The organism is Amycolatopsis solani (assembly GCF_033441515.1).
GTDB lineage: Bacteria > Actinomycetota > Actinomycetes > Mycobacteriales > Pseudonocardiaceae > Amycolatopsis > Amycolatopsis solani.
The window spans coordinates 1,707,810-1,731,523 of sequence record NZ_JAWQJT010000003.1; the positions used below are offsets into that span (position 1 = coordinate 1,707,810).

A 23,714-nucleotide genomic window follows, 5' to 3' on the forward strand; every position below is an offset into this window, starting at 1 on the left:
CGGCACCCTATCCGGCGTCGGCCGGCCTGGCGCCCGGCTCGCCGAGCTCGGCGAGGGTGCGCTGGGCGATGGCGAACGCCGCGTTCGCCGCCGGTGCGCCCGCGTAGACGGCCGTGTGCAGGAGGACCTCGCTGATCTCCGCGCCCGTCAGGCCGTTGCGGACCGCCGCGCGGACGTGCATCGCCAGCTCGTTGTGCGCCTGCAACGCGGTCAGCGCCGCCAGGGTCACGCAGCTGCGCGTCCGGCGGTCGAGGCCGTCGCGAGCCCACACCGAACCCCACGCGCCCTCGGTGATGTAGTCCTGGAACGGGCGGCTGAAGTCCGTCGTGCCCGCGACCGCGCGGTCGACGTGCTCGTCGCCGAGCACCTCGCGCCGCACCTTCATGCCCTGTTCGTAGCGGTCCGTCACACGCTCTCCAAGTGGTCGAGGATCAGCCGGGTGAACTCCGCCGGCCGCTCGTAGCTGCCCAGGTGCGCCGCGTCCGCGACGACCTCCAGCCGCGCGCCCGGGATGCCCTCGGCGATCGGCCGCGCGTGCTCCTCCGGCGGGGTCGCCGGGTCGTCCGCGCCCGCGATCACCAGGGTCGGGGCGGTGATCTTCGGCAGCGCGTCGAGCTGGTCCATCCGCTCGATCGCGCCGCAGCAGGCCGCGTACCCCTCGGCCGGGACGCCGGCGATCATCGACCGCAGGTAGGCCGCGCGGTCCGGGTGACGCTCGGCGTAGGCCGGGGTGAGCCAGCGGGAGACGCCGGCCGCCGCGACCGCGGCCGTGCCCTCGGCGCGGACCTTCGCGGCCCGCTCGGCCCACATTTCCGGCGGGCCGAGTTTCGCCGACGTGCAGCACAGCACCAGGCTCGCCACCCGGTCGGGCGCGTGGGCGCCGAGCCACATGCCGGTCATCGCGCCGAGCGAAAGCCCCACCAGGTGCGCCCGCTCGACGGCGAGTTCGTCGAGCAGCGCGAGCACGTCGGCGCCCAGGTCGTCGAGTTCGTACGGGCCGGGCGGCACCGGCGAGGCGCCGTGGCCGCGCGTGTCGTAGCGGACCACCCGGAAGCCGCGTTCGAGCAGCGGCACCACCTGCGGCTCCCACATCCGGAGGTCGCTGCCGAGCGACCCGCCGAAGACCACCACCGGCCCGTCCTCCGGGCCTTCCACGACCCGGTGCACCTGCACTGCGCTCACGTCGCCTCCGTTCATACCGAGAAGAACACCGTCTCGCCGTCGCCCTGCAAGCGCACGTCGAAGCGGTAGCCGTCCTCGGTCTTGGCCGCGATCAGCGTGCCGCGCCGCTCCGCCGGGACGGTCGCGAGCACCGGGTCCGCGGAGTTGTCCTGGTCCTCGAAGTAGATCCGCGTGACGACCCGGTTGAGCAGGCCGCGCGCGAACACCGACACGTCGATGTGCGGGGCCTGCGTGGTGCCGCCCTCGCCGGGGACCACGCCGGGCAGCAGCGTGAGGATCTCGTACGTGCCGTCCCCGTCGGTCGGGCAACGGCCGAAGCCGCGGAACTCGCTCCCGGGCGCGCCGCGCGGGTCGTCCGGGTGGGCGAAGCCGCCCTCCGGGTCGGCCTGCCAGGTCTCGATCATCGCGTCCGGGACCGGGTCGCCGTTGCCGTCGCGGACCGTGCCGCGGATCCAGAACGCGCCGGGTGTGCCCTCGGGGACCACGTGCGGGCCGTCGGGCCAAGGCAGCCCGATCGACAGGTAGGGACCGACCGTCTGCGAAGGGGTGGGGAGCAGCCTGGTCATTCGTCCTCGTCCTCTTCCTCTTCGAAGACCGACGCGTCGCGCCCGCGCAGCACGATGTCGAACTGGAACCCGAGCGCCCATTCGGACTGGGTGATCTCGTGGTCGTAGCGCGAGACCATCCGCTGCCGGGCCTTCTCGTCCGGGATCGAGTTGAAGATCGGGTCCTGGGAGAACAGCGGGTCGTCCGGGAAGTACATCTGGGTGACCAGCCGCTGCGTGAACGCCGACCCGAACACCGAGAAGTGGATGTGCGCGGGACGCCAGGCGTTGTCGTGGTTCTTCCACGGGTACGCGCCGGGCTTGATGGTGGTGAAGGTGTAACGGCCGTCGCTGTCGGTCAGAGTGCGCCCGACGCCGTCGAAGTTCGGGTCGAGCGGGGACGGCCAGCGGTCGCCGGTGTGCCGGTAGCGGCCACCGGCGTTCGCCTGCCAGATCTCGACGAGGGAGTCGCGCACCGGGCGGCCCTCGCCGTCGAGGAGCCGGCCGGTGACGATGATCCGCTGCCCCTGCGGCTCGCCCGCGTGCTGGCGGGTGAGGTCGTTGTCGAGCTCGTTGAGCCGGCCCGGGCCGAGCAGCGGCCCGGTGACCTCGGTCAGCATCTGCGGGAGCAGCACCAGGTCCTGCTTGGGGTGCCGCAAGGCCGTGGAGCGGTAGCCGGCGGAGTCCAGGGGCGGGTGCGTGCCTTCGGGTTCCTGCCCGTAGCGCGGCAGCCTGAGTTCGGTCGGAGTGGCCACGTCTCTTCTCCTTCTACCGGCCTTCGAGGACGACGGCCAGGCCCTGGCCGACGCCGATGCAGATGGCGGCCAGTCCCCAGCCCCCGCCGCGGCGGTGCAGGTCGTGGGCCAGGGTGCCGAGGATCCGGCCGCCCGACGCGCCGAGCGGGTGCCCGATGGCGATCGCGCCGCCGTGGGTGTTCACGATCTCCGGGTCGAGGTCCTTCCAGTCGCGCAGGCAGGCCAGCGACTGGGCGGCGAAGGCCTCGTTGAGCTCGACCGCGGCCAGGTCGTCCCAGCCGATGCCGGCGCGCTCGAGGGCGATCTCGGCCGCGCGCACCGGGCCGATGCCGAAGACGTCCGGGTCGACGCCGGCCGCGCCTCGGCCGACGATGCGGGCGAGCGGGGTCGCGCCGAGCCGGTTCGCGCTCGCTTCGTCGCCGAGCAGGAGGGCCGAGGCGCCGTCGTTCAGCGGGGAGGCGTTGCCCGCCGTGACGGTGCCGTTCTCCTTGCGGAAGACGGGCTTCAGCTTGGCGAGCTTCTCCGGGCTGGAGTCCGGGCGGATGCCTTCGTCGCGGGCCAGGTCGACGCCCTCGACCGGGACGACCAGGTCGTCGTAGAAGCCTTCGTCCCAGGCCTTGGCCGCGTTGACGTGGCTGCGCGCGGCGAAGGCGTCCTGCTCGTCGCGGCCGATGCCGTAACGCTCGGCGAGTTGCTCGGTGGACTCGCCGAGGGAGATCGTCCACTGCGACGGCATCGCCGGGTTGACCATGCGCCAGCCGAGCGCGGTGTTGTAGAGGGTCTGGTTGCCGGCGGGGAACGCCTTTTCGGGCTTCGGCATGACCAGCGGCGAGCGGGTCATCGACTCGACGCCGCCGGCGACGACCAGCGAGGCGTCCCCGACCTGGATCGCGCGGCTGGCCTGGATCGCCGCGTCGAGGCCGGAACCGCAGAGGCGGTTGACGGTGCTGCCCGGGACGGTCGTCGGCCAGCCGGCGAGGAGCGCGGCCATGCGGGCGACGTTGCGGTTGTCCTCGCCCGCGCCGTTCGCGTCGCCGAGGGTGACTTCGTCCACTGTGGACGGATCGAGGTCGTTGCGGCGTTGGAGGGCCTTGAGGACCCCGGCGGCCAGGTCGTCCGGGCGGACGCCGGCCAGCGCTCCGCCGTAGCGGCCGAACGGGGTGCGGATCGCGTCGAGGATGTAGACGTCGGTCATGCGCTCGCCTTCTCCAGGTCTCGGAGCACCTGCAGCTCCTGCTCGGTCGGGGCGGGGGTGGTCTTGAGGTCCTCCGCGACCTTCAGTTTCCACCCCGTGGCCGCGACGACCCGATCGAGCTCCACGCCGGGGTGGAGCTCGGTGAGGGTGAGCTCGGCGGTCTCCGGGTCGGGGCGGAGCAGACCCAGGTCGGTGACCACCAGGGTCGGGCCCCGGCCGGGGAGGCCGAGGCGCTCGCGGTCGCCCTTGCCCGTGCCGTGGCCGAATGACGTCACGAAGTCGACCTTCTCGACGAACGCGCGCGGGTTCTGGCGCAGCACCACGAACACCTCGCCGCAGGAGGCCGCGATCTCGGGGGCGCCGCCGGCGCCGGGGAGGCGGACCTTCGGGTCGTGGTAGTCGGAACCGATCACGGTGGTGTTGATGTTGCCGAACTTGTCGAGCTGGGCGGCGCCGAGGAAGCCGACGTCGATGCGGCCCGGCTGGAGCCAGTAGTTGAAGACCTCGGGGACGCTGACCACGGCGTCGGCGGTGTCGGCCAGCTCGCCGTCGCCGATCGAGAGCGGGAGGCGGGACGGCTTCGCGCCGAGGCAGCCCGATTCGTAGATCAGGTTGAGGTCGGGGGCGTGCGTGCGGCGGGCGAGGTTGGCCGCCTTGCTGGGGAGGCCGATGCCGACGAAGCAGGACTTGCCGCCGGCGAGGGCGCGGGCCGCCGCGACGCTCATCATCTCGTCCGCGGTGTAGTCGGTGCTCATGCTGCTGCCTCCGCGGTGCGGGGTCGGGTGAGGGGACGGGGCGCGCCGGCGGACGGCCGCGGAGATACCGGACTGCCCGGATCTGCGGCGCGGGTCATGCCGTCACCCCCGTCAGGTCGTTCAGCCACTTCGTGAACTCCTCGCGGTCGCGGCCCACCGCGTCCCAGGCCTGGTACGCCGCGTTGTCGCGCTCGTAGTAGCCCGCCGCGTACGACGGCTTCGCGCCGCCGGGGACCTCTGCCACCGCGGTGACCGCCCAGGAAGGGAGGACTACCGCGCCGGGGCGGGGGTGCAGTTCGTCGACGAGCTCCTCGACCGTCACGATCGAGCGCTTCGCGGCCAGGACCGCTTCCTTCTGGACTCCCGTGATGCCCCACATCTGCACGTTGCCGGCGCGGTCGGCGCGTTGCGCGTGGACGATCGTGACGTCCGGGTTCAGTGCCGGGACCGCGGTCAGCTGCTCGCCGGTGAAGGGGCACGTGATCGGCTTGATCGTGTCGGTCTGGGCCGGGAGGTCGGTGCCCGTGTAGCCGCGCAGTACCGCGAACGGCAGGCCGGACGCGCCGGCTACGTAGCGGTTCGCCATGCCCGCGTGGCTGTGCTCCTCGATCTCCAGCGGGACCGGCCAGTCGTGCTGGACGGCGTCGCGGAAGCGGTGCAGGGAGCCCACGCCGGGGTTGCCGCCCCAGGAGAAGATCAGCTTGCGGGCGCAGCCCGCGCCGATCAGCTGGTCGTAGACGATGTCCGGGGTCATGCGCACCAGCGTGAGGTCACGCTTGCGCTGCCGGATGATCTCCTGCCCGGCCGCGACGGGGATGAGGTGCGTGAAGCCCTCGAGCGCGACGGTGTCCCCGTCGTGCACCAGCCGGGCCACGGCCTCTTCCAGCGACAGCAGCTCCGCCATCACGCGCTCCAAACTGTTCGCATCACGCACACTCGTTCTGCCACCGAACATAGCACGCCCTCGACACCGCCGACCAGACGTCTTCCACCCAATGGATGACGCACGCACGACGAAGGGGACTTTTCCCGCCGTTCGCGCGGAAAAGTCCCCTTCGAAGAGAACGCGTCAGCCGATCCGGACCAGCCTGGAGCCGTGCGGGGGCACCGAAGTGGCCGTCCACGAGCCGCGGAAGCGGCCGAGGTCCTTGTGCGCGACCAGGTCACGCACCGGCCGCGCGCCCGGAACGCCCAGGTCCACCGTGATGTCCGCCGTCGACGAACCCAGGTTGTAGACCGCCGCGTACCAGCTGCCGTCCGGTGCGCGCTTCTTCCACACCTGGCGGTCGCCGCCGGTCACCTGCGTCGGGTAGGTACCCGACTGGTCGACGCGGATGACCTCGGGATTCGTCAGGATCGACACGGCGGAGGCGTCGAGGAAGTAGATGTCTCCCCCGACGTACAGCGGCGAGGACGCCATCGACCAGAACGTCATCACGCTCTGCCGCTCGACGTCGGAAATGCCGTCCTGGATGCCGGACCCCGTGTTGTTGCTGATCGGCATCGAATCCAGGTCCGGCCGGTACTGCGGCCCGAACACACCCTGCCACGCAGGCAGGTCCGCCCACCGCGCCTTCACCGAGCTGTCCCAGGTGGACACCGTCTCGCAGTAGCACTCGACGTCGGTGTTCACCCGGACGCCGTTCGCGTAGGGCGCGAGAGAGGGGCCAGCCGCACGCGGCACCGGCCACGCGCTCGCGGTCAGCCACATCGGCCGCCGGGAATGATCGATGGCCGCGGACCACGCCTTGATGTCGGCCACGTTGTCCTCGGTGGTGCCGTCGACCTTGATGAAGTCGACGCCCCACGACGCGAAGCGCGCCACGATCGAGTCGTAGTACTTCTGCGCGCACGGCTTCGAGAAGTCGATCTTCCAGTTGCCGCCCCACATGTTCGACGGCGTCAGCGGCTGGTACGCGATGTCCCGCGCGTGGCACGACGTCCCCTGGATGGGCGCGTTCTTGTCGTAGACCTCCTTCTCCAGGCCGGTCACGGAGTAGAGGCCCAGCTTCAGGCCGAGGCCGTGCACGTAAGAAGCCAGCGCCGGGATCCCGGACGGGAACCGCCCCGGATCCGGTGCCGGGATGCCGTTGACGTCGGTGTGGAACACCCACGACAGGTCGGCGTTCCAGCCCGAGTCGATGTTGACGTAGGTGTAGCCCGCGGACTTGAGCTTCGACGCCATCGCCGAAGCCGCGTCACGGACGTGCGATTCGTTCAGCCACGAAGTGCCGTAACCCGCGCGGGTCGACGACTCCAGGCTCCAGCTGCTCCAGCCCATGAACGGCTTGACGAACGGCGTCCGCGCGCCGGCCACCGGAACCAGGAAGGACAAGAAACCGAGCACAGCGAGGAAGACGGAAAAGAAGCGCTTCAACGGAACACTCCTCGAATAAGGGGACCTACTCCTTGAGCCCGCTCGCGGCGATCCCGCTGACGATGAACCGCTGGGCGACCAGGAACATCGCGACCAGCGGCGCGATGGTGACGAGCGCGCCGGCGAACAGCGCCGGCAGGTTGACCGACTGCGCGGTCAGGAACGTCGAAAGCGCGATCTGCGCGGTCCACGACGACGGGTCCTGCCCGATGACGAGCGGCCACAGGAACGCGTTCCAGCTTTCGATGAACATCAGCGCCCCGAGCGAGGCGATCATGCTCCCCGAGTTCGGCAGCACCAGCCGCCGGTAGACGCCGAGGTAGCCGAGCCCGTCGAGCCGGCCCGCCTCCTCAATCTCGGCGGGGAACCGCAGGTAGAAGTTGCGGAACAGGATCACGGTGAACGCGCTGAACAGGTTCGGCGCGATGATCCCCCACTCCGTGTTGACGCCGCCCAGCGAGCCCACCACGACGAACGTCGGCACGAACGTCACCGACTGCGGGATCATCAGGGTGACCAGGACATAGGTGAAGACGAAACGCCGCCCTGGGACGTGGATCCGGGCCAGCGCGTACCCGGCCATCGAGCCGAACAGCGTCCCCAACGGCGCCGTGACGATCGCGACCAGGAACGAGTTCCAGAGTGCGTGTGCCATCGGCACCGACGCGTCGGCGAACAGGTCGCCGAAGTTGACCCACGACAGCGGGTCCGGCAGCCACGACCAGTCCGGCGAGCTGACCTGCTGCCGCGTCATCAGCGCGTTGCGCACCATGATGTAGAACGGCAGCAAGAAGATCAGCGAGAGCACCGACGCCAGGACGTACTTCGGCACCTTCCTGACGCGGGGAGCGGCGAGGACGGCCATCAGTCCTTCTTCCCGAAGCCGACGAACCGGCCCTGCAGCAGCGTGATCACGACGATGAGCACGGTCAGCAGGAACGCGCCCGCCGAGCCGACGCCGTAGTTCTGGTCGCCGAGCGCGGAGTCGTACAGGTAGACGAGCGGCGGCTTCACCGGCGCGGTCGCGGTGCCCGAAAGCCCGGTGCCGAACAGGTTGTAGAACTCGTCGAACGCCTGGAACGCGGCGATGAGGATGAGCAGCAGCACCGCCACCGAAGTGTTCCGCAGCTGCGGCAGCGTGATGTAGCGGAAGGCCTGCCACTTGCTCGTGCCGTCCAGCTCCCCGGCCTCGTACAGCGACGGCGAAATCGCCTGCAGCCCGGCCAGGAACAGGATCATGTACAGCCCGACCTGCAGCCACAGCCGCAGCGTGACGACGGCGACCCAGTACACCGGCGGGCTCGTCTCCGACAGCCACGGCACCGGGTCGGCGCCGAACAGCCCGCCGAGGACGTTCGCGACGCCGGACGGCAAGCCGTTGAACAGCGCCATCTTCCACACGAGCGCCGCGACGACGTACGACACCGCGGCCGGGACGAGGAACACCGTCCGGAAGAAGGCCTTGCCGCGCTTGATGCTGTTGATCAGCACTGCGAGACCGAGCGAAGCGACGAAGGTGATCGGCACGATGAAGACCGTGAAGATCGCGATCGTCGACAGCGACGTCAGGAAAGCGTCGTCGCCGAGCAGGAACGCGTAGTTGTCGAAGCCGATCCAGTGGCCGATCGTGATGGTGCCGCGGGCGTCGTTGAAGCTGAGCAGGAAGCTCCAGCCGATCGCGACGTACTTGAACAGCCCCAGCCCGAGCACCACAGGCCCGGTCAGCACGGCGAACGCGCCGATCGCGCGCCAGTCCCGGCGACGGCGACGCTTCTTCACCGGCGGAGAGACCGCCGGGGCCTCCAGCAAGGCCGTCATGCCAGCTGCTTGTCGACTTCGGCCTGTGCCTTCTTCGCCGCGTCGCCGAGTTCGGCGGCCGGGTCGGCCTGCCCGTTGGCGATCTTCGTCGCGGCCTGCAGGAACAGCGTCGCCGACGCCTTGTTCCACAGCCCGGAGTACGACTTGCCGTTCTGCTGCGAGATCGTCACGGCGTCCTTGGCCGCGCCGCTGGAGAACTCGGTCGTCTGGGCCGCGACCGGCTTGCGCGCCGGGATGTGGAAGCCGTACTTGACGCACCAGTCCTTCTGCAGGTCGGCGTTCTTGATCCACAGCCAGTCGATGAACTGCTTCACCGCGTCCAGGTGCGCGGACTTCGCGTTGGCCAGTTGGTACCAGCCGCCGACGCGCGCGACCTGCTTGCCCGCGTCCCCGAACTTCGGCCACGCGACGACGCCGAAGTCGTCACCCAGGGCCTTCTTGATGTCCGGCAGCGACCACAGGCCACCCCATTGCATCGCGGTGGCGCCGTTCGCGAACGCGCCCGGGTCCGACCAGTCCGTCGGGTAGCCCTGGAGCAGGCCGCCGGTGTCGTGCAGCTGCTTGAGCCCGGCGATCGCGGCGACGGCTTCAGGCGAAGCGAAAGCGACCTTCTTGCCGCTCGAGTCGAAGAAGTCCGCGCCGGACGACCAGAGCAGCAGCGTCGCGGCCTCGCCGACGCCGTCCGTGCCGACGTACAGGCCCTTCTGCTTGCCGGTGTTCAGCTTCCGGGTCGCTTCCAGGAGCTCGGCGAACGTCTGCGGCGGCTGGACGCCCGCGGCCTGCAGCGCGCTCTTGCGGAAGTACAGCATCATGACGTCGTCGATCATCTTGACGCCGTAGATCTTCCCGTCGACGGTGACCGTGTCCAGCGCGGCCGGGCTGAAGTCGGCCTTGGCCGGCGCGATGACGTCGTCGAGCGGCGCGAGCAGGCCGTTCTTGACGTTCTGGTACCGGAAGTCGCCCAGTTCGAACAGGTCCGGTGCCTGCGCGGTGAGCATCGCCGAGTTGAGCTTCGTCTCGTAATCGCCGGCGATCCAGCTGACGTTGATCGCGATGTCCGGGTTGGCCTTCGTGAACTCCTGCGCGTACCGCTGGACGGCCTGCTGCGTCCCGGATTCGCCGTACGCGTGGTACCACTGCTGCAGCGTGACCTTCGCGCCCGAAGCGGCGCCCGCGTTCTTGTTCAACGGGTCCGAGGTGCAGCCCGCGAGGGCGGCCCCACCGGCGAAGAGGACGGAACCGACCAGGAAGCTTCTGCGATTCATGGGGCTCACAAGGGACTCCTTAGACGCTCTCGGCGACGAAAAGACTTTGGATGGCGACGGCGGCCGCGCCCCGCGCCCACTCCTCGAACGGCAGCGGCCGGATCACCAGGCCGCAGCGGGCGGCGCTGCCGAACGCCTGGACCGCGAAGGTCCGGCGGATCTGGTCCTCGAACAGGTCGTAGGTGGCGACGCCTTCCCCCGAGACGACGACCCGCTCGGGGCCGAACAGGTTGACCAGCGCGGCGAGGCCGAGCCCGATCGCGTGCCCGGCGCCGGCGAACACCTCGCGCAGCGAGTCGTCTCCGCCGCGGGCGCGCGTCACGGCGTCTTCCATGGTCAGCGCGGGTTCACCGGCGACTTCCCTGGCGCGCGTCAGGATCGCTTCGGTGGACGCGATCGCCTCGACGCAGCCCCGGCCGCCGCAGTGGCAGGCCGGGCCACCGTCGGCGACCGGGACGTGCCCGATCTCGCCGGCGACGCCGTGCGCGCCGCGGACCAGGTCGCCGTTCACGACGAGCGCGCTGCCGATCCCGGTTCCCACGGTCACCAGCGCGAACGACGACGCGCCGACGCCCTCGCCGAACCACTGCTCGGCCACGGCGAGCGCCTTGACGTCGTTCTCCAACGTGGCCGTGAGCCCGGTGGCGTCTTCCAGCAGCGAGGCCAGGGGCACGTCCCGCCAGCCGAGGAACGGTGAGTACCGGACGACACCGGACGCGCGGTCGACGTCGCCGGACACCGCAACACCCAGGCAATAGGCGCGGTCGCGGAGGTTGCTGGTGCCGTCCGAGGTCGGCCCGCCCAGCAGCTCCCCGACGAGGTCGGCCAGCGCGCGGACGACGTGCCCGACGTCGTGGCTGGTCAGCGCGTGGTGGGCGCTGACCCGGACGTCGGCGCGCAGGTCGGTGACCACACCGATCAGGTCGTCGCCGGTGATCTTGACGCCGACGAAGTACTCGCGGTCCGGCCGGATGGCCAGGGGGTTCGCGGGACGGCCGGCGCCGGGGCCCGTGCGGCCTTCGGAAGCGAGTTCTTCGAGGTAACCGGCTTCGATGAACGGCCGGGCCGCCTTCGTGACCGCGGCCGACGACAGACCGGTGCGCCGGGCGACGTCGACGCGGGAGACCGGCCCTTCGGTCAGGACCGTGGTGAACACGGTCGCCGCCGCGGGACTGGTGATCGGCGCCCTTGCCGGTGCACTGCGAGGCATGGCCGGAAGGGTAGGCAGGATTAATTAACTTCGTCAAGAATTTATTTTTTCGCTGGTCGTGCCTACGCTCGGGCTCATGTCGCTCGTCGAACACGATCCCGCGCGCCGGCTGTGGCTCCTGCGCACCCCCGAGAGCTCGTACGCCTTCCGGCTCGACGCCGACGACCGGCCGCGGCACGTCCACTGGGGCCCGCCGCTGACGTTGGCCCAAGCCGCGCAGGTCGCCGCGCGCGCCAACCCGGCCGACAGCAGCTTCGACGAGCCCGGCGACGAGCGGCAGGAACTGCCGGCCGAAGGCGGCGCGTTCTTCGGCGTCGCGGCGCTGGCCGTGCGGTACGAGGACGGGACGTCGGCGCTCGAATGGCGTTACGACGGGCATTCCAGCACCGAGGACTCCTTGGTCGTCCGGCTCGTCGACCGGCACTACCCGCTCGAGCTCTCACTGCACTACCGCGTCCGCGGCGACGTCGTCGAACGCTGGACGTCGCTGCGCGCGGACGAGCCGGTTTCGTTGCTGCGCACGGATTCCGCGTCGTGGACGCTCCCCCGGCGCGACCACGCCCGGCTGACCCGGACCTCAGGTGCGTGGAGCGCGGAGTACGGCGTGCTGCGCGAGGCGCTGCCCGTCGGCGAAACCACGCTCACCAGCCGCCGCGGCGTCTCCAGCCACCAGGTCAACCCCTGGGTGATGCTCGACGCGGGCGACGCGACCGAGACGTCCGGCGAGGTCTGGAGCACGGCACTCGCGTGGAGCGGGAGCTGGCGGATCACCGTGGAGCACACGCACACCGGCCGCGTGACGTGGACCGGCGGGTTCGGGCACGAAAACGTCAGCTGGCGGCTGTCCCCCGGCGAAACCTGGGAGACGCCGGTGTTCGCCGGGCTCTACGCGGCCGACGGCTTCGGCGGGACGAGCCGGCGGTGGCACGCCTACGTCCGCGAGTTCGTCCAGCCGCACCCGGAAGAGCTGCGGCCGATCGTCTACAACTCGTGGGAAGCCACCGGGTGGGACGTCGACGAACAGACCGAAACGTCGCTCGCCGACGCGGCCGCGAAGCTCGGCGCGGAGCTGTTCGTCATGGACGACGGCTGGTTCGGCGCCCGCACCGGCGACACCGCCGGGCTCGGCGACTGGACCGCCAACGAAGAGCGCTTCCCGGACGGGCTGCGGCCGCTGGTCGACGCCGTTCACGCGCACGGGATGAAGTTCGGCCTGTGGGTCGAGCCGGAGATGGTCAACCCGGACAGCGACCTCTACCGCGCGCACCCCGACTGGGTGCTGCACATGGCGCACCGGGAACGCACCACGCTGCGCCACCAGCTCGTGCTGAACTTCGCGCGCGCGGACGTCGCGGACTGGGCGCACCGGTGGCTCGACCGGCTGGTCGGCGAGCACGGCATCGACTACCTCAAGTGGGACATGAACCGCGCCTTCACCGAAGCCGGCTGGCCGGGCGGGGCGGCCGGGCGCGTGTGGGTGGACCACGTCCGCGCGGTGCACGCCATCCTGGACCGGCTGCGGGCCGACCACCCGGACCTGCGGATCCAGGGCTGCGCGGGCGGCGGCGGGCGCACCGACCTCGGGATCCTCGCCCGGACCGACGAGATCTGGGCGTCCGACAACACCGACGCCGCCGACCGGATCGCCATCCAGCACGGCTACGGCCAGCTCTACCCGGCCGGCACGATGTCGGCCTGGGTCACCGACAGCCCGAACCCGACCACCGGCCGCGAGGCGCCGCTGAGCTTCCGGTTCCACGTCGCCATGGCGGGCGTGCTCGGCCTGGGCGGCGACCTGCCCCGCTGGCCGGCCGCCGAGCTGGCGGAAGCGGCGGAACTCGTCGCGCTGTACAAGGAAATCCGGCCGGTCGTGCAGCACGGCGAGCTGTACCGGCTGGCGGACCCGGCGACGTCGGCCCTGACCGCGGTGCAGTACGTGCTGGACGGCGAAGTCGTCGTCTTCTTCTGGCGGCGGCCCACGGAGTTCGCGCGGCCGTTCACCCCGCCGCGGCTGGCGGGTCTCGACCCGGCCGGGCGCTACCGCGACTCCGGCGGCGTCGTGCACGACGGCGCGGTGCTGCTGAGCCACGGCCTGGACGTCGGCTTCGCGGGCAGCGGGTACGCGAGCGCGGTGGTGCGGCTGACCCGGGTCTGATTACCCACGCCGATCGGCCTGACCGGGGCGGGTGACTTCGATTGACTTTTCACCGGACGCGAGCTGAATGTGAAAGTCCTTCACCACGCTCGCCAACGGAGGCAGCATGCGCAAGCGCCTGTCCGCTCTGCTCGTCGTGCCCGCGCTCGCCATGCTCGCCTTCGCCGCCCCGGCGTCCGCGAGCACGGGCTACCACGAGTACGTCGCCCTCGGAGACTCCTGGACCGCCGACGTCTTCGTCACCTTCCCGCCGACCACGCAGTACACCCCGCTCGACTGCGCGCAGTCCACTTCGGACTACCCGCACGAACTGGCCGGCGCGCTCGGCGTCGAGACGTTCCGCGACGCGAGCTGCGGCGGCGCGACGACGACCGACTTCACCCAGCCGCAGAAGCTGCCGCTGGGCGGCACGAACCCGCCGCAGTTCGACCGGCTCACGCCCACCACGGACCTGGTCACCGTCGGCATCGGCGGCAACGACATCGGGCTGGCGTCGGCCGTGACGCAGTGCCTCAACCTGCTGCCGGTCAGCACCTGCAAGGCGAAGTTCACCGCGGGCGGCGTCGACCGGCTGGAAAACGCCGTCACCGCGACCGAGCCGAAGATCGCGGCGGCGTTGCGGGAGATCGGGGACCGGTCGCCGAACGCGCGGATCCTGCTGGTGAACTACCTCGCCGGGCTGCCCGCGAGCGGCAAGGGGTGCTGGCCGGTGATCCCGGTCGCCGACGGCGACATCGCCTACCTGCAGGCGAAGTTCCTCCAGATGAACGCGATGCTCGCGCGGGTCGCCGCGGCGAACGGCGTCGAACTGGTCGACACCTACTCCCCGACCGTCGGCCACGACGCCTGCCAGGCGCCCACGGTCCGGTACGTCGAAGGCCTGATCCCGGTTTCGGTGAGCAACCCGCTGCTGCTCGCGTTCCCCTTCCACCCCAACGGCGCGGGCGCGGCGGCCCAGTCGGAGATCGTCCTCGGGGCCGTCCGGGGGGACTAAGCTGCCGGGGTGGCCAAGATCGCGGTGACCCGGTGGATTCCCGACGACGCGGTGAAGGTGCTGGCCGAAGCGGGTGACGTCGTGGTGTCGCCCGCCGACCGGCCGCTCGCGCCGGACGAGCTGCACGAGTTCGTTTCCGGCGCGGACGCCGTGGTCGGGATGCTGCACGACCGGCTCGACGGCCCGCTCGCCGACGCCGCCGGGCCCGGACTGAAGGTGGTCGCGAACGTCGCGGTCGGCTACGACAACGTCGACGTCCCGGCGCTGGCGGAACGCGGCGTCGTCGTGACGAACACGCCGGGCGTGCTCACCGACGCGACCGCCGACCTCGCCTTCGGCCTGCTGCTCGCCGTCACGCGGCGGCTCGGCGAAGGCGAACGGCTGCTGCGCTCGCGGACGCCGTGGTCGTTCCACCTCGGCTTCCTGCTCGGGTCGGGCCTGCAGGGCAAGACGCTCGGCATCGTCGGGTACGGCCAGATCGGCCGGGCGGTGGCGAAGCGCGCCGAGGCGTTCGGCATGACGATCGTCCACTCGGGACGGTCGAGCCAGGGTTCCGTTCCCTTCGGGGAACTCCTGGCGCGCTCGGACGTCGTTTCGCTGCACTGCCCGCTGACGCCGGAGACCCGGCACCTCATCGACGCGGCCTCGTTGCGCGCCATGAAACCCAGTGCCTACCTGGTGAACACCACGCGAGGCCCGGTCGTGGACGAAGCCGCGCTGGCCGACGCGCTCGAGGCCGGGGAGATCGCCGGCGCCGCGCTGGACGTGTTCGAAAAGGAACCCGAGGTCGAACCGCGGCTGCTCGGCCGCGACGACGTCGTGCTGAGCCCGCACCTCGGGTCCGCGACGGTCGAAACCCGCACCGCGATGGCCGTGCTCGCCGCCCGCAACGTCGTGGCGGTGCTCGCCGGGCGGGCCCCGCTGACGGAGGTGAAGCCGTGACCAAGGTCGTGATCGCGCCCGACAAGTTCAAGGGCAGTCTCACCGCGGTCGAGGCCGCGGAAGCCATCGCACTCGGCGTCCGGGATGCCTTGCCGGACGCCGAAGTCGTCTCGTGCCCGGTCGCCGACGGCGGCGAAGGCACCCTCGACGTCCTCGAAGCGGCGGGAGCCCGGATCGTCCGGCTGTCGGTCCGCGGCCCGCTCGACGAGCACGTGAAGGCGCGGTACGCGGTACTCGACGGCACCGCCTACATCGAATCGGCGCGCGCGTGCGGGATCGAATTCGTCGACCCCACTCCGGAAACCGCGCTGGCCGCGCACACGTGGGGCGTCGGCGAACTGCTGATGGACGCGCTGATGCACGGCGCGAAGCGGCTCGTGCTGACGGTCGGCGGCACGGCGAGCACCGACGGCGGCGCCGGGATGCTGGGCGCGCTCGGCGCCGGCGTGCTGGACGCGTTCGGCGCGCCGGTCGGGCTCGGCGGCGGGACGCTGACGCGGGTCGCGTCCACCGAACTGGCTCCGGTGCGGGAACGCCTGGGAGGCGTCAGCGTCGCGGTCGCGACCGACGTGACCAACCCGCTGCTGGGCCCGTCGGGGGCCGCCGCCGTGTTCGGGCCGCAGAAGGGGGCGGGGCCCGAACAGGTGGCGCTGCTCGACGAGGCGCTGGGCCGGTGGGCGCACGCGCTGCAGGTCGGCGGGGCGCCGGATGTTTCCCGCGTGCCGGGCGCCGGCGCGGGTGGCGGCGTCGCGGCCGGGGCGATCGCCGGGCTGGGCGCGACGGTCGAGTCGGGGTTCGACCTGATCGCCGGGCTGACCGGGGTCGACGCCGCGTTGATCGGCGCCGACTTGGTGATCACCGGTGAGGGGTCGCTCGACGAGCAGAGCCTGAACGGCAAGGCGCCGGCCGGGATCGCGGAGCGGGCGCGCGGGATTCCGCTGCTGGCGCTCGCGGGACGGATTCAGCTCGACGAAGCCGGGCTGGCGCGGCTCGGTGTGGTGGGGAGCAGTGCGTTGATCGAGCACGCCTCGTCGGTGGAGGAGGCGCAAGCGAACGCGCCGGAGTTGCTGCGGGCTTGTGCGGCGGAGCTGGTGCGGGAGTGGCGGTCCCGGTAGCGGCCGCCGCGACGACGTGAATGACTCATTCCTGTCGCCGGATGACATGAATGAGTCATTCACGTCATCGGAAACCGGGTGAACGGACCTCTCGCCGCGCTGCGAAAGGTCCGTCCCCCGGGTCAGCTCGTGTGCTGGGGCAGCACCGCGAAAGCGACTCCGCCCGCTTCGTCCTCCTGGACGTCCAGCACCTTGTCGTCGAGCAGCGCCGCTGCCTGGGGTTCCAGGAATACCTTCGGTCCCTCGTCGACGCCCAGGACGCTGTCACCCTCCGCGGGCTCCGGCGCCACCGACAGGGCCAGCTGGGCACTTTCCCCGTCGGCGTTCTGGACTGCCAGGCGGAGTCCGGCGTCGCCGTCCCCCTGGCTGGTCAACGCGGTGATCGCCTCGGCGGCGGCTTCGGTCACGGTCAGCATCTTCGGCCTTCCCTTCGTCGCGGTCCGATGCACTGGTGCCCCACGCTAGGGGCGTCCGAACGGACGCGCAGTCTGAGCGGATCAGCCCTGCCGGGCCTCGCGGATGGCGTCGGCCACCGAGCCGCCCGCGTAGTCCGCTCGCTCGCCCGGATCCGGGTCCGCGTGGCGGTGCGGCACCTCGTCTTCCGGGGTCACCGGCTCGAAGTCCGGCGGGGCGTCTTCGATCGTCTCGTCGAGCTCCGCCGCCGGCGTCGCGGCGAGCGGCCGCTCCGGGACCGGCTCCGGTTCGGTGTCCGGCTCCTCCTCGGCCAGGCGCTGCTCGATCGGCTCGCCCTCGCGGATCTCGCTCGGCGTGGTGCCGTAGCGGTTCGCGGCGCTCCAGTGCTCCGGCGGCTCGACGCCCGCTTCGAGCGGGTCCACGCGCAGCTCGTCCTCGTCCAGCGCTTCGCTCGGGCTCAAGCTGTCGGGTTCGACCGAGTCACGGTCACTCACCAGTCGTCTCCTCGCGCTCGGAAGTCGTCATCCCCCGTGACCTACCCCGGACGCCGGGGCGCCGAAACCCGGGCGGTGTCGCCGGGATCACATTTCTTCAACTGGTTTAACACATTCACAAGTTTGTGAACGCAAGGTAGGTTGGGGATCATGGCCACCACCAGGTGCGCACCGGGACACCGGCTGCTCGCCACCGACCCGGACCGGCACCACGAGCTCGGCACGCACGCGGCGTGGTACCTCGTCGCCGGCGTCGTGACGACCGGCGTCCAGGCCGTCCTCTTCCTCGTGCTGCGCGACGAGCTCGGCTCCCAGTTCGCGAACCTGGTCGCGATCGCGCTCACCACGGTCGGCAACACCGAGTTCCACCGCCGCGTCACCTTCGCCGGGCGACGCAGCAACGCCGGGAAGCGGCACCTGCAGGACCTGCTGACGTTCGCCTTCTACGCCGGCTACGGCTCGGCGGTACTGGCCCTGCTGGACGCGCTCGTCGACCGGCCGACGTCGTGGGAGGAGACCGGCACGCTGCTGCTGGCCAGCTTCGTCGGCGGCTTCGTGCGGTTCGCGGTGCTCCGCTGGTGGGTGTTCGCGCACCGGACAGCCGTCACCGCGCACAGCGGCTAGCGTCGGCTGACCCCGGACCCCAATCGCCCCAATGTGGCGTTCGGTGCGTCAGACGCACCGAACGCCACATTGGGGTTGTTTCATCGTGGTTGTGACTGGTCGAAGGGGTCGGGCAGAGCCTGTTTCGCTGACACAGCGGCAAGTCGCGGCGGGACCGGCGTGGCGGCCCGGACATAGGTGAAGCCCTCGGCACGATCGAGATGTGAGTCAACAACCCGCCGAGGGCTTCACCCCCATGTCCTACCAGGTCACCCTTCCCCTCTCCCGCTCGACCCTGCAGATGCTGGCCGAACTGATCCGCGCCCATCGCCGTCAGCTGCGGTCCCGCTGGCGCAAAGCCACCCCCGCCGAACAGGCACTCGTCGTCCTCGCCGTGCTGCGCCACGACCCGCGCCTGGCCCACCTCGGGGCCGGCATGGGCGTATCGGCATCCACGGTGCGGCGGTGGCTGCTGGAAGCCATCACCCTGCTCGCCGCCCGCGCGACCCGCCTGAACCGGGTGCTGCGTCGCCAGGCCGCCCTTGGCGAGGCGGCGGTGGTGCTGGTGGACGGCACCCTGATCCGGACCCGCCGCCGCACCGGCCGGGCCAACCGGGCCCACTACAGCGGCAAACACAAACAGCACGGCCTGGTCGTGCTCGCCCTGACCGACCAGACCGGCAGGTTGCTGTGGGTGTCGGCGGCACTGCCCGGGCGGACGGCTGACATCACCGCCGCCCGCCGGCTGGGTCTGCGGGAGCGGCTGCACGAGCACGGTCTGCCCCCGGCCGGGGACAAAGGCTTCCAGGGCTGGCACAAAGACGTCCGCACCACCCGCGACTGCCCGGCCTGCGAGGGCCGGTGCGAGCAGATCGTGCTGACCCCGTTCAAAGCCGAAGCGAACAGGCCGCTCACGAAGGCCCAGAAGCAGGCAAACGCCGTGTTCGCGGCGATGCGGTGCGCGGTTGAGGGCGGCTTCGCCGCCCTCAAACACTGGCACATCCTCGACAAACTCCGCCTCGACACCCGCCACGCCACCACCTTGCTGCGGGCTCTGCTCGTGCTGACCCAGCACGAGCAAAGCGTCCGCGACGCAGCCCGGTCCAGCACCCCTTGACCGTTACCAGACCGGATCAACACACCGTGACCAGCCCAAACCACGATGAAACAACCCCATTGGGGCGCATCCCCGGCCGACGCCTCGCACCGGACAGCCGTCGCCGCGCACAGCGGCTAGCGTCTGCAGGCGTGGCCACGGACGACATCAAGCCCCACGCCGGCGGGGCCGAACCCGACTACCGGTTCACCCTCGCCAACGAACGGACCTTCCTCGCCTGGCTTCGGACCGCCCTCGGCCTCCTCGCAGGCGGCGTCGCCGTGCACCAGCTGGTGCCGTCGCCGGCCGCGGCCAGTGCCGTGCTCGCCGGGCTGTGCGTCGTGCTTGCCGCCGTCCTCGCCGCGACCGCGTACCCCCGGTGGCGGCGCGTGCAGGTCGCGATGCGGGCCGGGGAGCCGCTTCCGCGGAGCCTGATGATCCTCGTCCTGACCGGCGGGCTGCTGACCCTCATCGTCGCCGCCGCCGTGCTGCTGGTCGTCTCGTGACGCCGCGAATACCGCTTCCTCGCGATTATCACCAGGTCAGAAATACCGTCATGCGCCCTCGGGACGGGTCGTGAACCCCGCTCGCGGCGCCCAAGCCGAGCGCACGGGCCTCGCTTGGCGACGCACCGCGCTGGCGTCCGCCGCCTGCACGGTACTGCTCCTGCATTCCGCCGCCCAGCGCCATTGGGGTGTCGCCCTCGTCCCCGTTCTGCTGTCCGCGGGCACGTCTGCCCTGCTAGCGGCCATCGGAACACTGCGCGAACGGGCCTTGCGGGCCCCCGAACCGGGGCCGGCGCACCCCGCGTTGCCCGCGATCGCGTCGCTCGCCGTGACCGTCACTGCCACTTCCGTGGCGATCCTGCACTGAAGAGTGAAGTCCGCACATCCTGAAACCGATTAATCGCAATGTGCGGGGGCTGGTCGCGAGAACATCACGGTCGCTCCTGCGAACGGGGTATTGGTCGTTGAAATCTGGACTGACCGCCATCGAGGTGCTTACGATTACCCAGCGTCGCACGGATCGCAGATCAACCCGGATCTCCCGGAGTATCTGCAACCGGAAAGTCACGGAGAGTGGAGTCCCCCGGCAGCGGCGGTCGAGGGTCGGCCGGGGAGACGACCATGACAGCACCGCCGAGTACCACCGAAGAACCCGCTTCGGACGTTCGCGATTATCGCACTCCGGAGTCATTGCCGAGGCCCAGCGGGCGCCTCACCAAGGAGGACCTCGACCCCCTGGTGAAGGACGCGGGCGAGGGGAACCCCGCGGCGATCCACTCCCTGCTCCAGATGATCGAGCCGGTCGTGGTCCGCTACTGCCGCGCGCGCATGGGCGGGCGCGACCTCTCCTACCTCTCGGCCGACGACGTCGCCCAGGAAGTCTGCCTCGCGGTGTTGAAGGCCCTTCCCGATTACCAGGACCGCGGCGGCTCGTTCCTCTACCTCGTGCACGCGATCGCGGCCAACAAGGTCGCCGACGCCTACCGCGCCGTCGCCCGCGACCGCTCCGAGCCCGTCCCCGAGCTCCCGGAGCGCCCGCTCGTCGCCGGCAACGAGCCCGAGTCCCACGCCCTGCACCTCGACCTCGGCGCGCGCCTCGGCCGGCTCCTCGCCTCGCTGCCGCGGGTGCAGCAGGAGATCCTGACCCTGCGCATCGCCGTCGGCTTCTCCGCGCAGGAGACCGCCGAAGCGCTCGGCATCTCGCCGGGCAACGTGCGCGTGACGCAGCACCGCGCGCTGACCCGCCTGCGCGGCATGATCAGCGACGACGAGTTCTAGACCTCCCGAGCGGCGGGCGGGGAAACCTCTTTTACCCCCTGGAAGAGGTCTCCCCGCCCGCATCCAGCGCGTAGGCCGTCCGGGCGTTGTGCTCGAAGACGGCCAGCCGCTCCGCGTCCGACAGCCCGCCCGTCAGCGCGATCGCCGCGTCCACGACCAGCTCGTAGGACGCCGCCAGCTCGCAGACCGGCCAGTCCGAGCCGAACAGCAGCCGGTCCGGGCCGAACTCGTCCAGCACGTGGTCCACGTACCGGCGCAGGTGCGCGACCTCCCACCCGGTCCAGTCCGCCTCCGTGACCAGGCCCGACAGCTTGCACACGACGTTCTCGCGCGCGGCCAGCGCGGCCACGCCGGACGCCCACGGCTCCCACTCCCGCGCCGCGATCGGCGGCTTGGCCGCGTGGTCCAGCACCAGCCGCAGCTCCGGCAGCCGGTCCGCCAGCGCCGCGGCCGCGGGCAACTGGTCGGCGCGCACGAGCAGGTCGTACGTCAGCCCCGCCGACGCCACCGCTTCGAGCCCGGCCAGCACCGGCGGGCGCAGCAGCCACCCGGCGTCCGGCTCGGTCTCCACCTGGTGCCGGATCCCGACCAGCGGCCCCGGCAAGGCCGCCAGCCGGTCCGCGACGTCCGGGGCTTCGAGGTCCACCCAGCCGACAACGCCGGCGATGAGCGGCTCCGCGGCGGCGATCGCCAGGAACTCCTCGGTCTCCGAAGCCGACGACACCGTCTGGACCAGGATCGTCGCGTGCACGCGCGCCGCCTTCGTCACCGCGCGCAGGTCGTCCACGGTGTACGGACGGCGGATCGGGTCGAGCGCCGCACCCGCCATCCACGGGTAATCGCGTCGCGACGGGTCCCACAGGTGGTGGTGCGCGTCGATCATGAAACTCCTTCGGCGAGGACGACGTCGGGGCGCAGCAGGCCGGCGTCGACGAGTTCGGTCCACAGCTCCGGCGGCACGACCGCCCTCGCCCGGCGCGCGTTGACACTGACCTGAAAAGGATCGTGCGCGCCAACCACGACCGACGCCACCGCGGGGTGCGCCATCGGCAGCGCCAGCGCCGCTTCCGGCAGCTCGACGCCGTGCCGCGCGCAGACCTCGGCGATCTTCCCGGCCCGCTCGACGAGTTCCGCCGGGGCCTCGGCGTAGTCGTAGACGCGCCCCGGCTCGGCCGTCGCCAGGATGCCGCCGTTGAACGCCCCGCCGGCAACCACGCGAACCCCGCGGTCGAGGCAGAGCGGCAGCAGCTCGTCCAGCGCCGGCTGGTCCAGCAACGTGTAGCGGCCGGCCACCAGCAGGACGTCGAGATCGGTGCGGCGGACGAACTCGGCGAGCATCGGCGCCTGGTTCATCCCGGCGCCGAACGCGCCGATGACCCCCTGCTCCCGCAGCTCGCGCAACGCCGGGAAGGCGCCGCGCACGGCTTCCTCGAAGTGGTCGTCGGGGTCGTGCACGTAGACGACGTCGACGCGGTCGAGCCCGAGCCGGCCCAAGCTGTCCTCCAAGGACCGCAGGACGCCGTCGCGGCTGAAGTCCCACCGGCGCCGGTACGCGGCCGGGACGGCGAAGCCCTGGTCATCCTGCCGCGCGGCACCACCCGGGTCCGGTTCGAGCACGCGGCCGACCTTCGTCGAAAGCACGTACTCGTCGCGGGGGTACGCGCGCAGCGCCGCGCCGAGGCGGGTTTCCGAGAGGCCGAGGCCGTAGTGCGGCGCGGTGTCGAAGTACCGGATGCCCTCGTCCCACGCGCGGCGGACGGTCGCGGCCGCGGTTTCGTCGCTGATCGCGTGGTAGAGGTTGCCCAGCTGCGCGCAGCCGAGACCGAGCGGGGACAGGGAGAGTTCCAACGCCGTCACTCCTTTTCCGGCAGTTCCCAGACCAGCCCGATGCCGGTGTCGCCGCCGGAGTAGTCGTCTTCGACGGCCAGCAGCTCGGCCATCCTGGCCTGCCACGGGACGTTGGCGGGATGGTCCCGCAACGCCGCGCGCATCGCCGCGTAGTCGTCGACTTCGACGACGTGGAAGAGGTCGAGACCGTTACGCCAGATCCGCCAGGTGCGGACACCGGCTTCGCGCAACGCCGTGTCCAGCTCGGGCGGGATGACGGCGTGGACGGACTCGTACTCGGCTTCCTTCCCTGGCTTCAACCGAGTATGGAGCGCCACCACTCTTTTGGAGACACTGTGAGGTTCGCGTTGGTGGGTCATCACCACTCCTTGGCCGGGACATGGCACGCTGGGGAAGAACACCGAAACATCCGAGGTCTGGTGCAGGGAGGACGGACGCGATGCCCGTCACCGATGTCGCGATCGACAAGATCAAGGACATGATCATCTCCGGCGAGCTGGCGCCGGGCGACCGGCTGCCGAAGGAGGCCGAGCTGGCCCAGCGGCTCGGGCTCTCGCGCAGCTCCCTGCGGGAAGCCGTCAAGGCGTTGTGCCTGATCAGGGTGCTCGACGTCCGCCAGGGCGACGGCACGTACGTCACGAGCCTCGAGCCGAACCTGCTGCTCGACGCGATGACGTTCGTGGTCGACTTCCACCGCGACGACACCGTGCTCGACTTCCTCGCCGTGCGGCGGATCCTCGAGCCGGCCGCGACCGCGCTGGCCGCGCTGCACATGAGCGACGACGACATCACCGAACTGGGCCAGCTGCTCGGGGAGCTGGAGGACTCGCCGACCGTCGAGGCGCTGGTCGCCAACGACCTCCAGTTCCACCGCAAGATCGCCGACGGCTCCGGCAACCCCGTGCTCTGTTCGCTGCTCGACAGTCTTTCGGGGCCGACCGCCCGCGCCCGGATCTGGCGCGGCCTCACCCAGGAGGGCGCGGTCGCGAAGACCCGCGAGCAGCACTCGGCGATCTACGAGGCCATCGCCGCGCGCGAGCCGGAGCTGGCGCGCTCGTGGGCGACCGTGCACGTCGCGGGCGTCGAGCAGTGGCTGCGCAACGCGCTCGGCACCGCGGACGACCCGACGGCCGCCGACGAATCCGCCGCGGAAGCTTCCTGACAGTG

27 protein-coding genes are annotated in these 23,714 nt (G+C 71.2%); 10 read left to right on the top strand and 17 right to left on the bottom strand.

Annotated features, from left to right (window positions below):
- Positions 1–7 precede the first annotated feature (7 nt).
- The 12 genes from pcaC to SD460_RS40635 form a co-directional block, all read right to left on the bottom strand.
- Positions 8–409, bottom strand: a complete 402-nt coding sequence (gene pcaC / locus SD460_RS40580) for a 4-carboxymuconolactone decarboxylase (protein WP_290059669.1) — start codon at positions 407–409, stop codon at positions 8–10.
- On the bottom strand, positions 406–1,197 hold the full coding sequence (pcaD, locus tag SD460_RS40585; protein WP_290059670.1) for a 3-oxoadipate enol-lactonase: 792 nt from the start codon (positions 1,195–1,197) through the stop codon (positions 406–408). The genes pcaC and pcaD overlap by 4 nt, the downstream gene beginning before the upstream one ends.
- On the bottom strand, positions 1,194–1,748 hold the full coding sequence (gene pcaG, locus SD460_RS40590; protein ID WP_290059671.1) for a protocatechuate 3,4-dioxygenase subunit alpha: 555 nt from the start codon (positions 1,746–1,748) through the stop codon (positions 1,194–1,196). The genes pcaD and pcaG overlap by 4 nt, the downstream gene beginning before the upstream one ends.
- On the bottom strand, positions 1,745–2,482 hold the full coding sequence (gene pcaH / locus SD460_RS40595; RefSeq protein ID WP_290059672.1) for a protocatechuate 3,4-dioxygenase subunit beta: 738 nt from the start codon (positions 2,480–2,482) through the stop codon (positions 1,745–1,747). The genes pcaG and pcaH overlap by 4 nt, the downstream gene beginning before the upstream one ends.
- Positions 2,483–2,495: 13 nt before the next feature.
- Complete coding sequence (locus tag SD460_RS40600) at positions 2,496–3,677, bottom strand: thiolase family protein (RefSeq protein ID WP_318307543.1); 1,182 nt, start codon at positions 3,675–3,677, stop codon at positions 2,496–2,498.
- Entirely contained in the window at positions 3,674–4,432 is a 759-nt protein-coding gene (locus tag SD460_RS40605) for a CoA-transferase subunit beta (protein WP_318307544.1), read from the bottom strand. The genes SD460_RS40600 and SD460_RS40605 overlap by 4 nt, the downstream gene beginning before the upstream one ends.
- Positions 4,433–4,526: 94 nt before the next feature.
- Complete coding sequence (locus SD460_RS40610; RefSeq protein ID WP_290059675.1) at positions 4,527–5,336, bottom strand: CoA transferase subunit A; 810 nt, start codon at positions 5,334–5,336, stop codon at positions 4,527–4,529.
- Between the two features lie 165 nt (positions 5,337–5,501).
- Positions 5,502–6,809: a glycoside hydrolase family 27 protein gene (locus SD460_RS40615; RefSeq protein ID WP_318307545.1), complete on the bottom strand. Its 1,308-nt coding sequence runs from the start codon at positions 6,807–6,809 to the stop codon at positions 5,502–5,504.
- A gap of 25 nt (positions 6,810–6,834) precedes the next feature.
- Positions 6,835–7,674, bottom strand: a complete 840-nt coding sequence (locus SD460_RS40620; RefSeq protein ID WP_290059677.1) for a carbohydrate ABC transporter permease — start codon at positions 7,672–7,674, stop codon at positions 6,835–6,837.
- Positions 7,674–8,627, bottom strand: a complete 954-nt coding sequence (locus SD460_RS40625; RefSeq protein WP_290059678.1) for a carbohydrate ABC transporter permease — start codon at positions 8,625–8,627, stop codon at positions 7,674–7,676. The genes SD460_RS40620 and SD460_RS40625 overlap by 1 nt, the downstream gene beginning before the upstream one ends.
- On the bottom strand, positions 8,624–9,892 hold the full coding sequence (locus SD460_RS40630; protein WP_290059679.1) for an ABC transporter substrate-binding protein: 1,269 nt from the start codon (positions 9,890–9,892) through the stop codon (positions 8,624–8,626). Before SD460_RS40630 ends, SD460_RS40625 begins: the two co-directional genes overlap by 4 nt.
- Before the next feature lie 19 nt (positions 9,893–9,911).
- Positions 9,912–11,102, bottom strand: coding sequence for an ROK family protein (locus SD460_RS40635; RefSeq protein WP_318307546.1), 1,191 nt, complete (start codon positions 11,100–11,102; stop codon positions 9,912–9,914).
- 76 nt (positions 11,103–11,178) lie between these two features.
- Here SD460_RS40635 and SD460_RS40640 point away from each other — a divergent pair, with 76 nt between their 5' ends.
- The 4 genes from SD460_RS40640 (at position 11,179) to SD460_RS40655 (ending at position 16,308) form a co-directional block, all read left to right on the top strand.
- Complete coding sequence (locus SD460_RS40640) at positions 11,179–13,257, top strand: alpha-galactosidase (RefSeq protein WP_318307547.1); 2,079 nt, start codon at positions 11,179–11,181, stop codon at positions 13,255–13,257.
- 106 nt (positions 13,258–13,363) lie between these two features.
- The gene (locus SD460_RS40645) at positions 13,364–14,251 is read left to right on the top strand and encodes an SGNH/GDSL hydrolase family protein (RefSeq protein ID WP_290059683.1); all 888 of its coding nucleotides are present in this window, start codon (positions 13,364–13,366) and stop codon (positions 14,249–14,251) included.
- A 9-nt stretch (positions 14,252–14,260) separates the two neighbouring features.
- Positions 14,261–15,193 (top strand): 2-hydroxyacid dehydrogenase, encoded by a 933-nt coding sequence (locus SD460_RS40650; RefSeq protein WP_290059684.1) that lies wholly within the window; start codon positions 14,261–14,263, stop codon positions 15,191–15,193.
- A complete protein-coding gene (locus SD460_RS40655) occupies positions 15,190–16,308 on the top strand; it encodes a glycerate kinase (RefSeq protein WP_290059685.1) in 1,119 nt (372 codons plus the stop codon). The genes SD460_RS40650 and SD460_RS40655 overlap by 4 nt, the downstream gene beginning before the upstream one ends.
- A 122-nt stretch (positions 16,309–16,430) precedes the next feature.
- On the opposite strand, the gene SD460_RS40660 is transcribed toward SD460_RS40655, so the two are convergent.
- Together SD460_RS40660 and SD460_RS40665 are read right to left on the bottom strand one after the other, a co-directional pair.
- Positions 16,431–16,724 carry an iron-sulfur cluster biosynthesis family protein gene (locus SD460_RS40660; RefSeq protein WP_290063206.1) on the bottom strand — a complete coding sequence of 98 codons (294 nt, stop codon included), beginning with the start codon at positions 16,722–16,724 and terminating at the stop codon, positions 16,431–16,433.
- Positions 16,725–16,805: 81 nt separating this feature from the next.
- Positions 16,806–17,216 carry a hypothetical protein gene (locus tag SD460_RS40665; protein WP_290063204.1) on the bottom strand — a complete coding sequence of 137 codons (411 nt, stop codon included), beginning with the start codon at positions 17,214–17,216 and terminating at the stop codon, positions 16,806–16,808.
- A 150-nt stretch (positions 17,217–17,366) separates the two neighbouring features.
- Here SD460_RS40665 and SD460_RS40670 point away from each other — a divergent pair, with 150 nt between their 5' ends.
- The 5 genes from SD460_RS40670 (at position 17,367) to shbA (ending at position 20,699) form a co-directional block, all read left to right on the top strand.
- Positions 17,367–17,840, top strand: coding sequence for a GtrA family protein (locus tag SD460_RS40670; protein ID WP_290063202.1), 474 nt, complete (start codon positions 17,367–17,369; stop codon positions 17,838–17,840).
- A gap of 235 nt (positions 17,841–18,075) precedes the next feature.
- A complete protein-coding gene (locus SD460_RS40675) occupies positions 18,076–18,936 on the top strand; it encodes a transposase family protein (protein ID WP_318307548.1) in 861 nt (286 codons plus the stop codon).
- A gap of 131 nt (positions 18,937–19,067) precedes the next feature.
- On the top strand, positions 19,068–19,421 hold the full coding sequence (locus SD460_RS40680; RefSeq protein WP_290059905.1) for a YidH family protein: 354 nt from the start codon (positions 19,068–19,070) through the stop codon (positions 19,419–19,421).
- A 70-nt stretch (positions 19,422–19,491) separates the two neighbouring features.
- Positions 19,492–19,788 carry a DUF202 domain-containing protein gene (locus SD460_RS40685; RefSeq protein WP_290059906.1) on the top strand — a complete coding sequence of 99 codons (297 nt, stop codon included), beginning with the start codon at positions 19,492–19,494 and terminating at the stop codon, positions 19,786–19,788.
- 254 nt (positions 19,789–20,042) lie between these two features.
- The gene (gene shbA / locus SD460_RS40690; RefSeq protein ID WP_438860672.1) at positions 20,043–20,699 is read left to right on the top strand and encodes an RNA polymerase sigma factor ShbA; all 657 of its coding nucleotides are present in this window, start codon (positions 20,043–20,045) and stop codon (positions 20,697–20,699) included.
- Between the two features lie 31 nt (positions 20,700–20,730).
- Here the strand turns inward: shbA and SD460_RS40695 are convergent, their stop codons facing one another.
- From SD460_RS40695 to SD460_RS40705, 3 genes are read right to left on the bottom strand one after another with little or no spacing between them, the layout of a single operon-like run.
- Positions 20,731–21,582, bottom strand: a complete 852-nt coding sequence (locus tag SD460_RS40695) for an amidohydrolase family protein (protein WP_290059907.1) — start codon at positions 21,580–21,582, stop codon at positions 20,731–20,733.
- On the bottom strand, positions 21,579–22,547 hold the full coding sequence (locus tag SD460_RS40700; RefSeq protein ID WP_318307549.1) for an aldo/keto reductase: 969 nt from the start codon (positions 22,545–22,547) through the stop codon (positions 21,579–21,581). The genes SD460_RS40695 and SD460_RS40700 overlap by 4 nt, the downstream gene beginning before the upstream one ends.
- A gap of 5 nt (positions 22,548–22,552) precedes the next feature.
- On the bottom strand, positions 22,553–22,906 hold the full coding sequence (locus SD460_RS40705) for an L-rhamnose mutarotase (protein WP_290059910.1): 354 nt from the start codon (positions 22,904–22,906) through the stop codon (positions 22,553–22,555).
- 80 nt (positions 22,907–22,986) lie between these two features.
- On the opposite strand from SD460_RS40705, the gene SD460_RS40710 reads away from it, so the two are divergent.
- Positions 22,987–23,709, top strand: a complete 723-nt coding sequence (locus SD460_RS40710; protein ID WP_290059911.1) for a FadR/GntR family transcriptional regulator — start codon at positions 22,987–22,989, stop codon at positions 23,707–23,709.
- Positions 23,710–23,714 lie beyond the last annotated feature (5 nt).

What these genes read in the sequence shown, in the direction of transcription:
- SD460_RS40630 (WP_290059679.1), bottom strand. Translation starts at nt 9,892, where the DNA reads ATGAATCGCAGAAGCTTCCTGGTCGGTTCCGTCCTCTTCGCCGGTGGG.
- SD460_RS40620 (WP_290059677.1), bottom strand. Translation starts at nt 7,674, where the DNA reads ATGGCCGTCCTCGCCGCTCCCCGCGTCAGGAAGGTGCCGAAGTACGTC.
- shbA (WP_438860672.1), top strand. Translation starts at nt 20,043, where the DNA reads ATGACAGCACCGCCGAGTACCACCGAAGAACCCGCTTCGGACGTTCGC.
- SD460_RS40610 (WP_290059675.1), bottom strand. Translation starts at nt 5,336, where the DNA reads ATGGCGGAGCTGCTGTCGCTGGAAGAGGCCGTGGCCCGGCTGGTGCAC.
- pcaD (WP_290059670.1), bottom strand. Translation starts at nt 1,197, where the DNA reads ATGAACGGAGGCGACGTGAGCGCAGTGCAGGTGCACCGGGTCGTGGAA.
- SD460_RS40625 (WP_290059678.1), bottom strand. Translation starts at nt 8,627, where the DNA reads ATGACGGCCTTGCTGGAGGCCCCGGCGGTCTCTCCGCCGGTGAAGAAG.
- SD460_RS40670 (WP_290063202.1), top strand. Translation starts at nt 17,367, where the DNA reads ATGGCCACCACCAGGTGCGCACCGGGACACCGGCTGCTCGCCACCGAC.
- SD460_RS40600 (WP_318307543.1), bottom strand. Translation starts at nt 3,677, where the DNA reads ATGACCGACGTCTACATCCTCGACGCGATCCGCACCCCGTTCGGCCGC.
- SD460_RS40635 (WP_318307546.1), bottom strand. Translation starts at nt 11,102, where the DNA reads ATGCCTCGCAGTGCACCGGCAAGGGCGCCGATCACCAGTCCCGCGGCG.
- pcaG (WP_290059671.1), bottom strand. Translation starts at nt 1,748, where the DNA reads ATGACCAGGCTGCTCCCCACCCCTTCGCAGACGGTCGGTCCCTACCTG.
- SD460_RS40660 (WP_290063206.1), bottom strand. Translation starts at nt 16,724, where the DNA reads ATGCTGACCGTGACCGAAGCCGCCGCCGAGGCGATCACCGCGTTGACC.
- SD460_RS40710 (WP_290059911.1), top strand. Translation starts at nt 22,987, where the DNA reads ATGCCCGTCACCGATGTCGCGATCGACAAGATCAAGGACATGATCATC.
- SD460_RS40645 (WP_290059683.1), top strand. Translation starts at nt 13,364, where the DNA reads ATGCGCAAGCGCCTGTCCGCTCTGCTCGTCGTGCCCGCGCTCGCCATG.
- SD460_RS40675 (WP_318307548.1), top strand. Translation starts at nt 18,076, where the DNA reads ATGTCCTACCAGGTCACCCTTCCCCTCTCCCGCTCGACCCTGCAGATG.
- SD460_RS40705 (WP_290059910.1), bottom strand. Translation starts at nt 22,906, where the DNA reads ATGACCCACCAACGCGAACCTCACAGTGTCTCCAAAAGAGTGGTGGCG.
- SD460_RS40605 (WP_318307544.1), bottom strand. Translation starts at nt 4,432, where the DNA reads ATGAGCACCGACTACACCGCGGACGAGATGATGAGCGTCGCGGCGGCC.
- SD460_RS40640 (WP_318307547.1), top strand. Translation starts at nt 11,179, where the DNA reads ATGTCGCTCGTCGAACACGATCCCGCGCGCCGGCTGTGGCTCCTGCGC.
- SD460_RS40695 (WP_290059907.1), bottom strand. Translation starts at nt 21,582, where the DNA reads ATGATCGACGCGCACCACCACCTGTGGGACCCGTCGCGACGCGATTAC.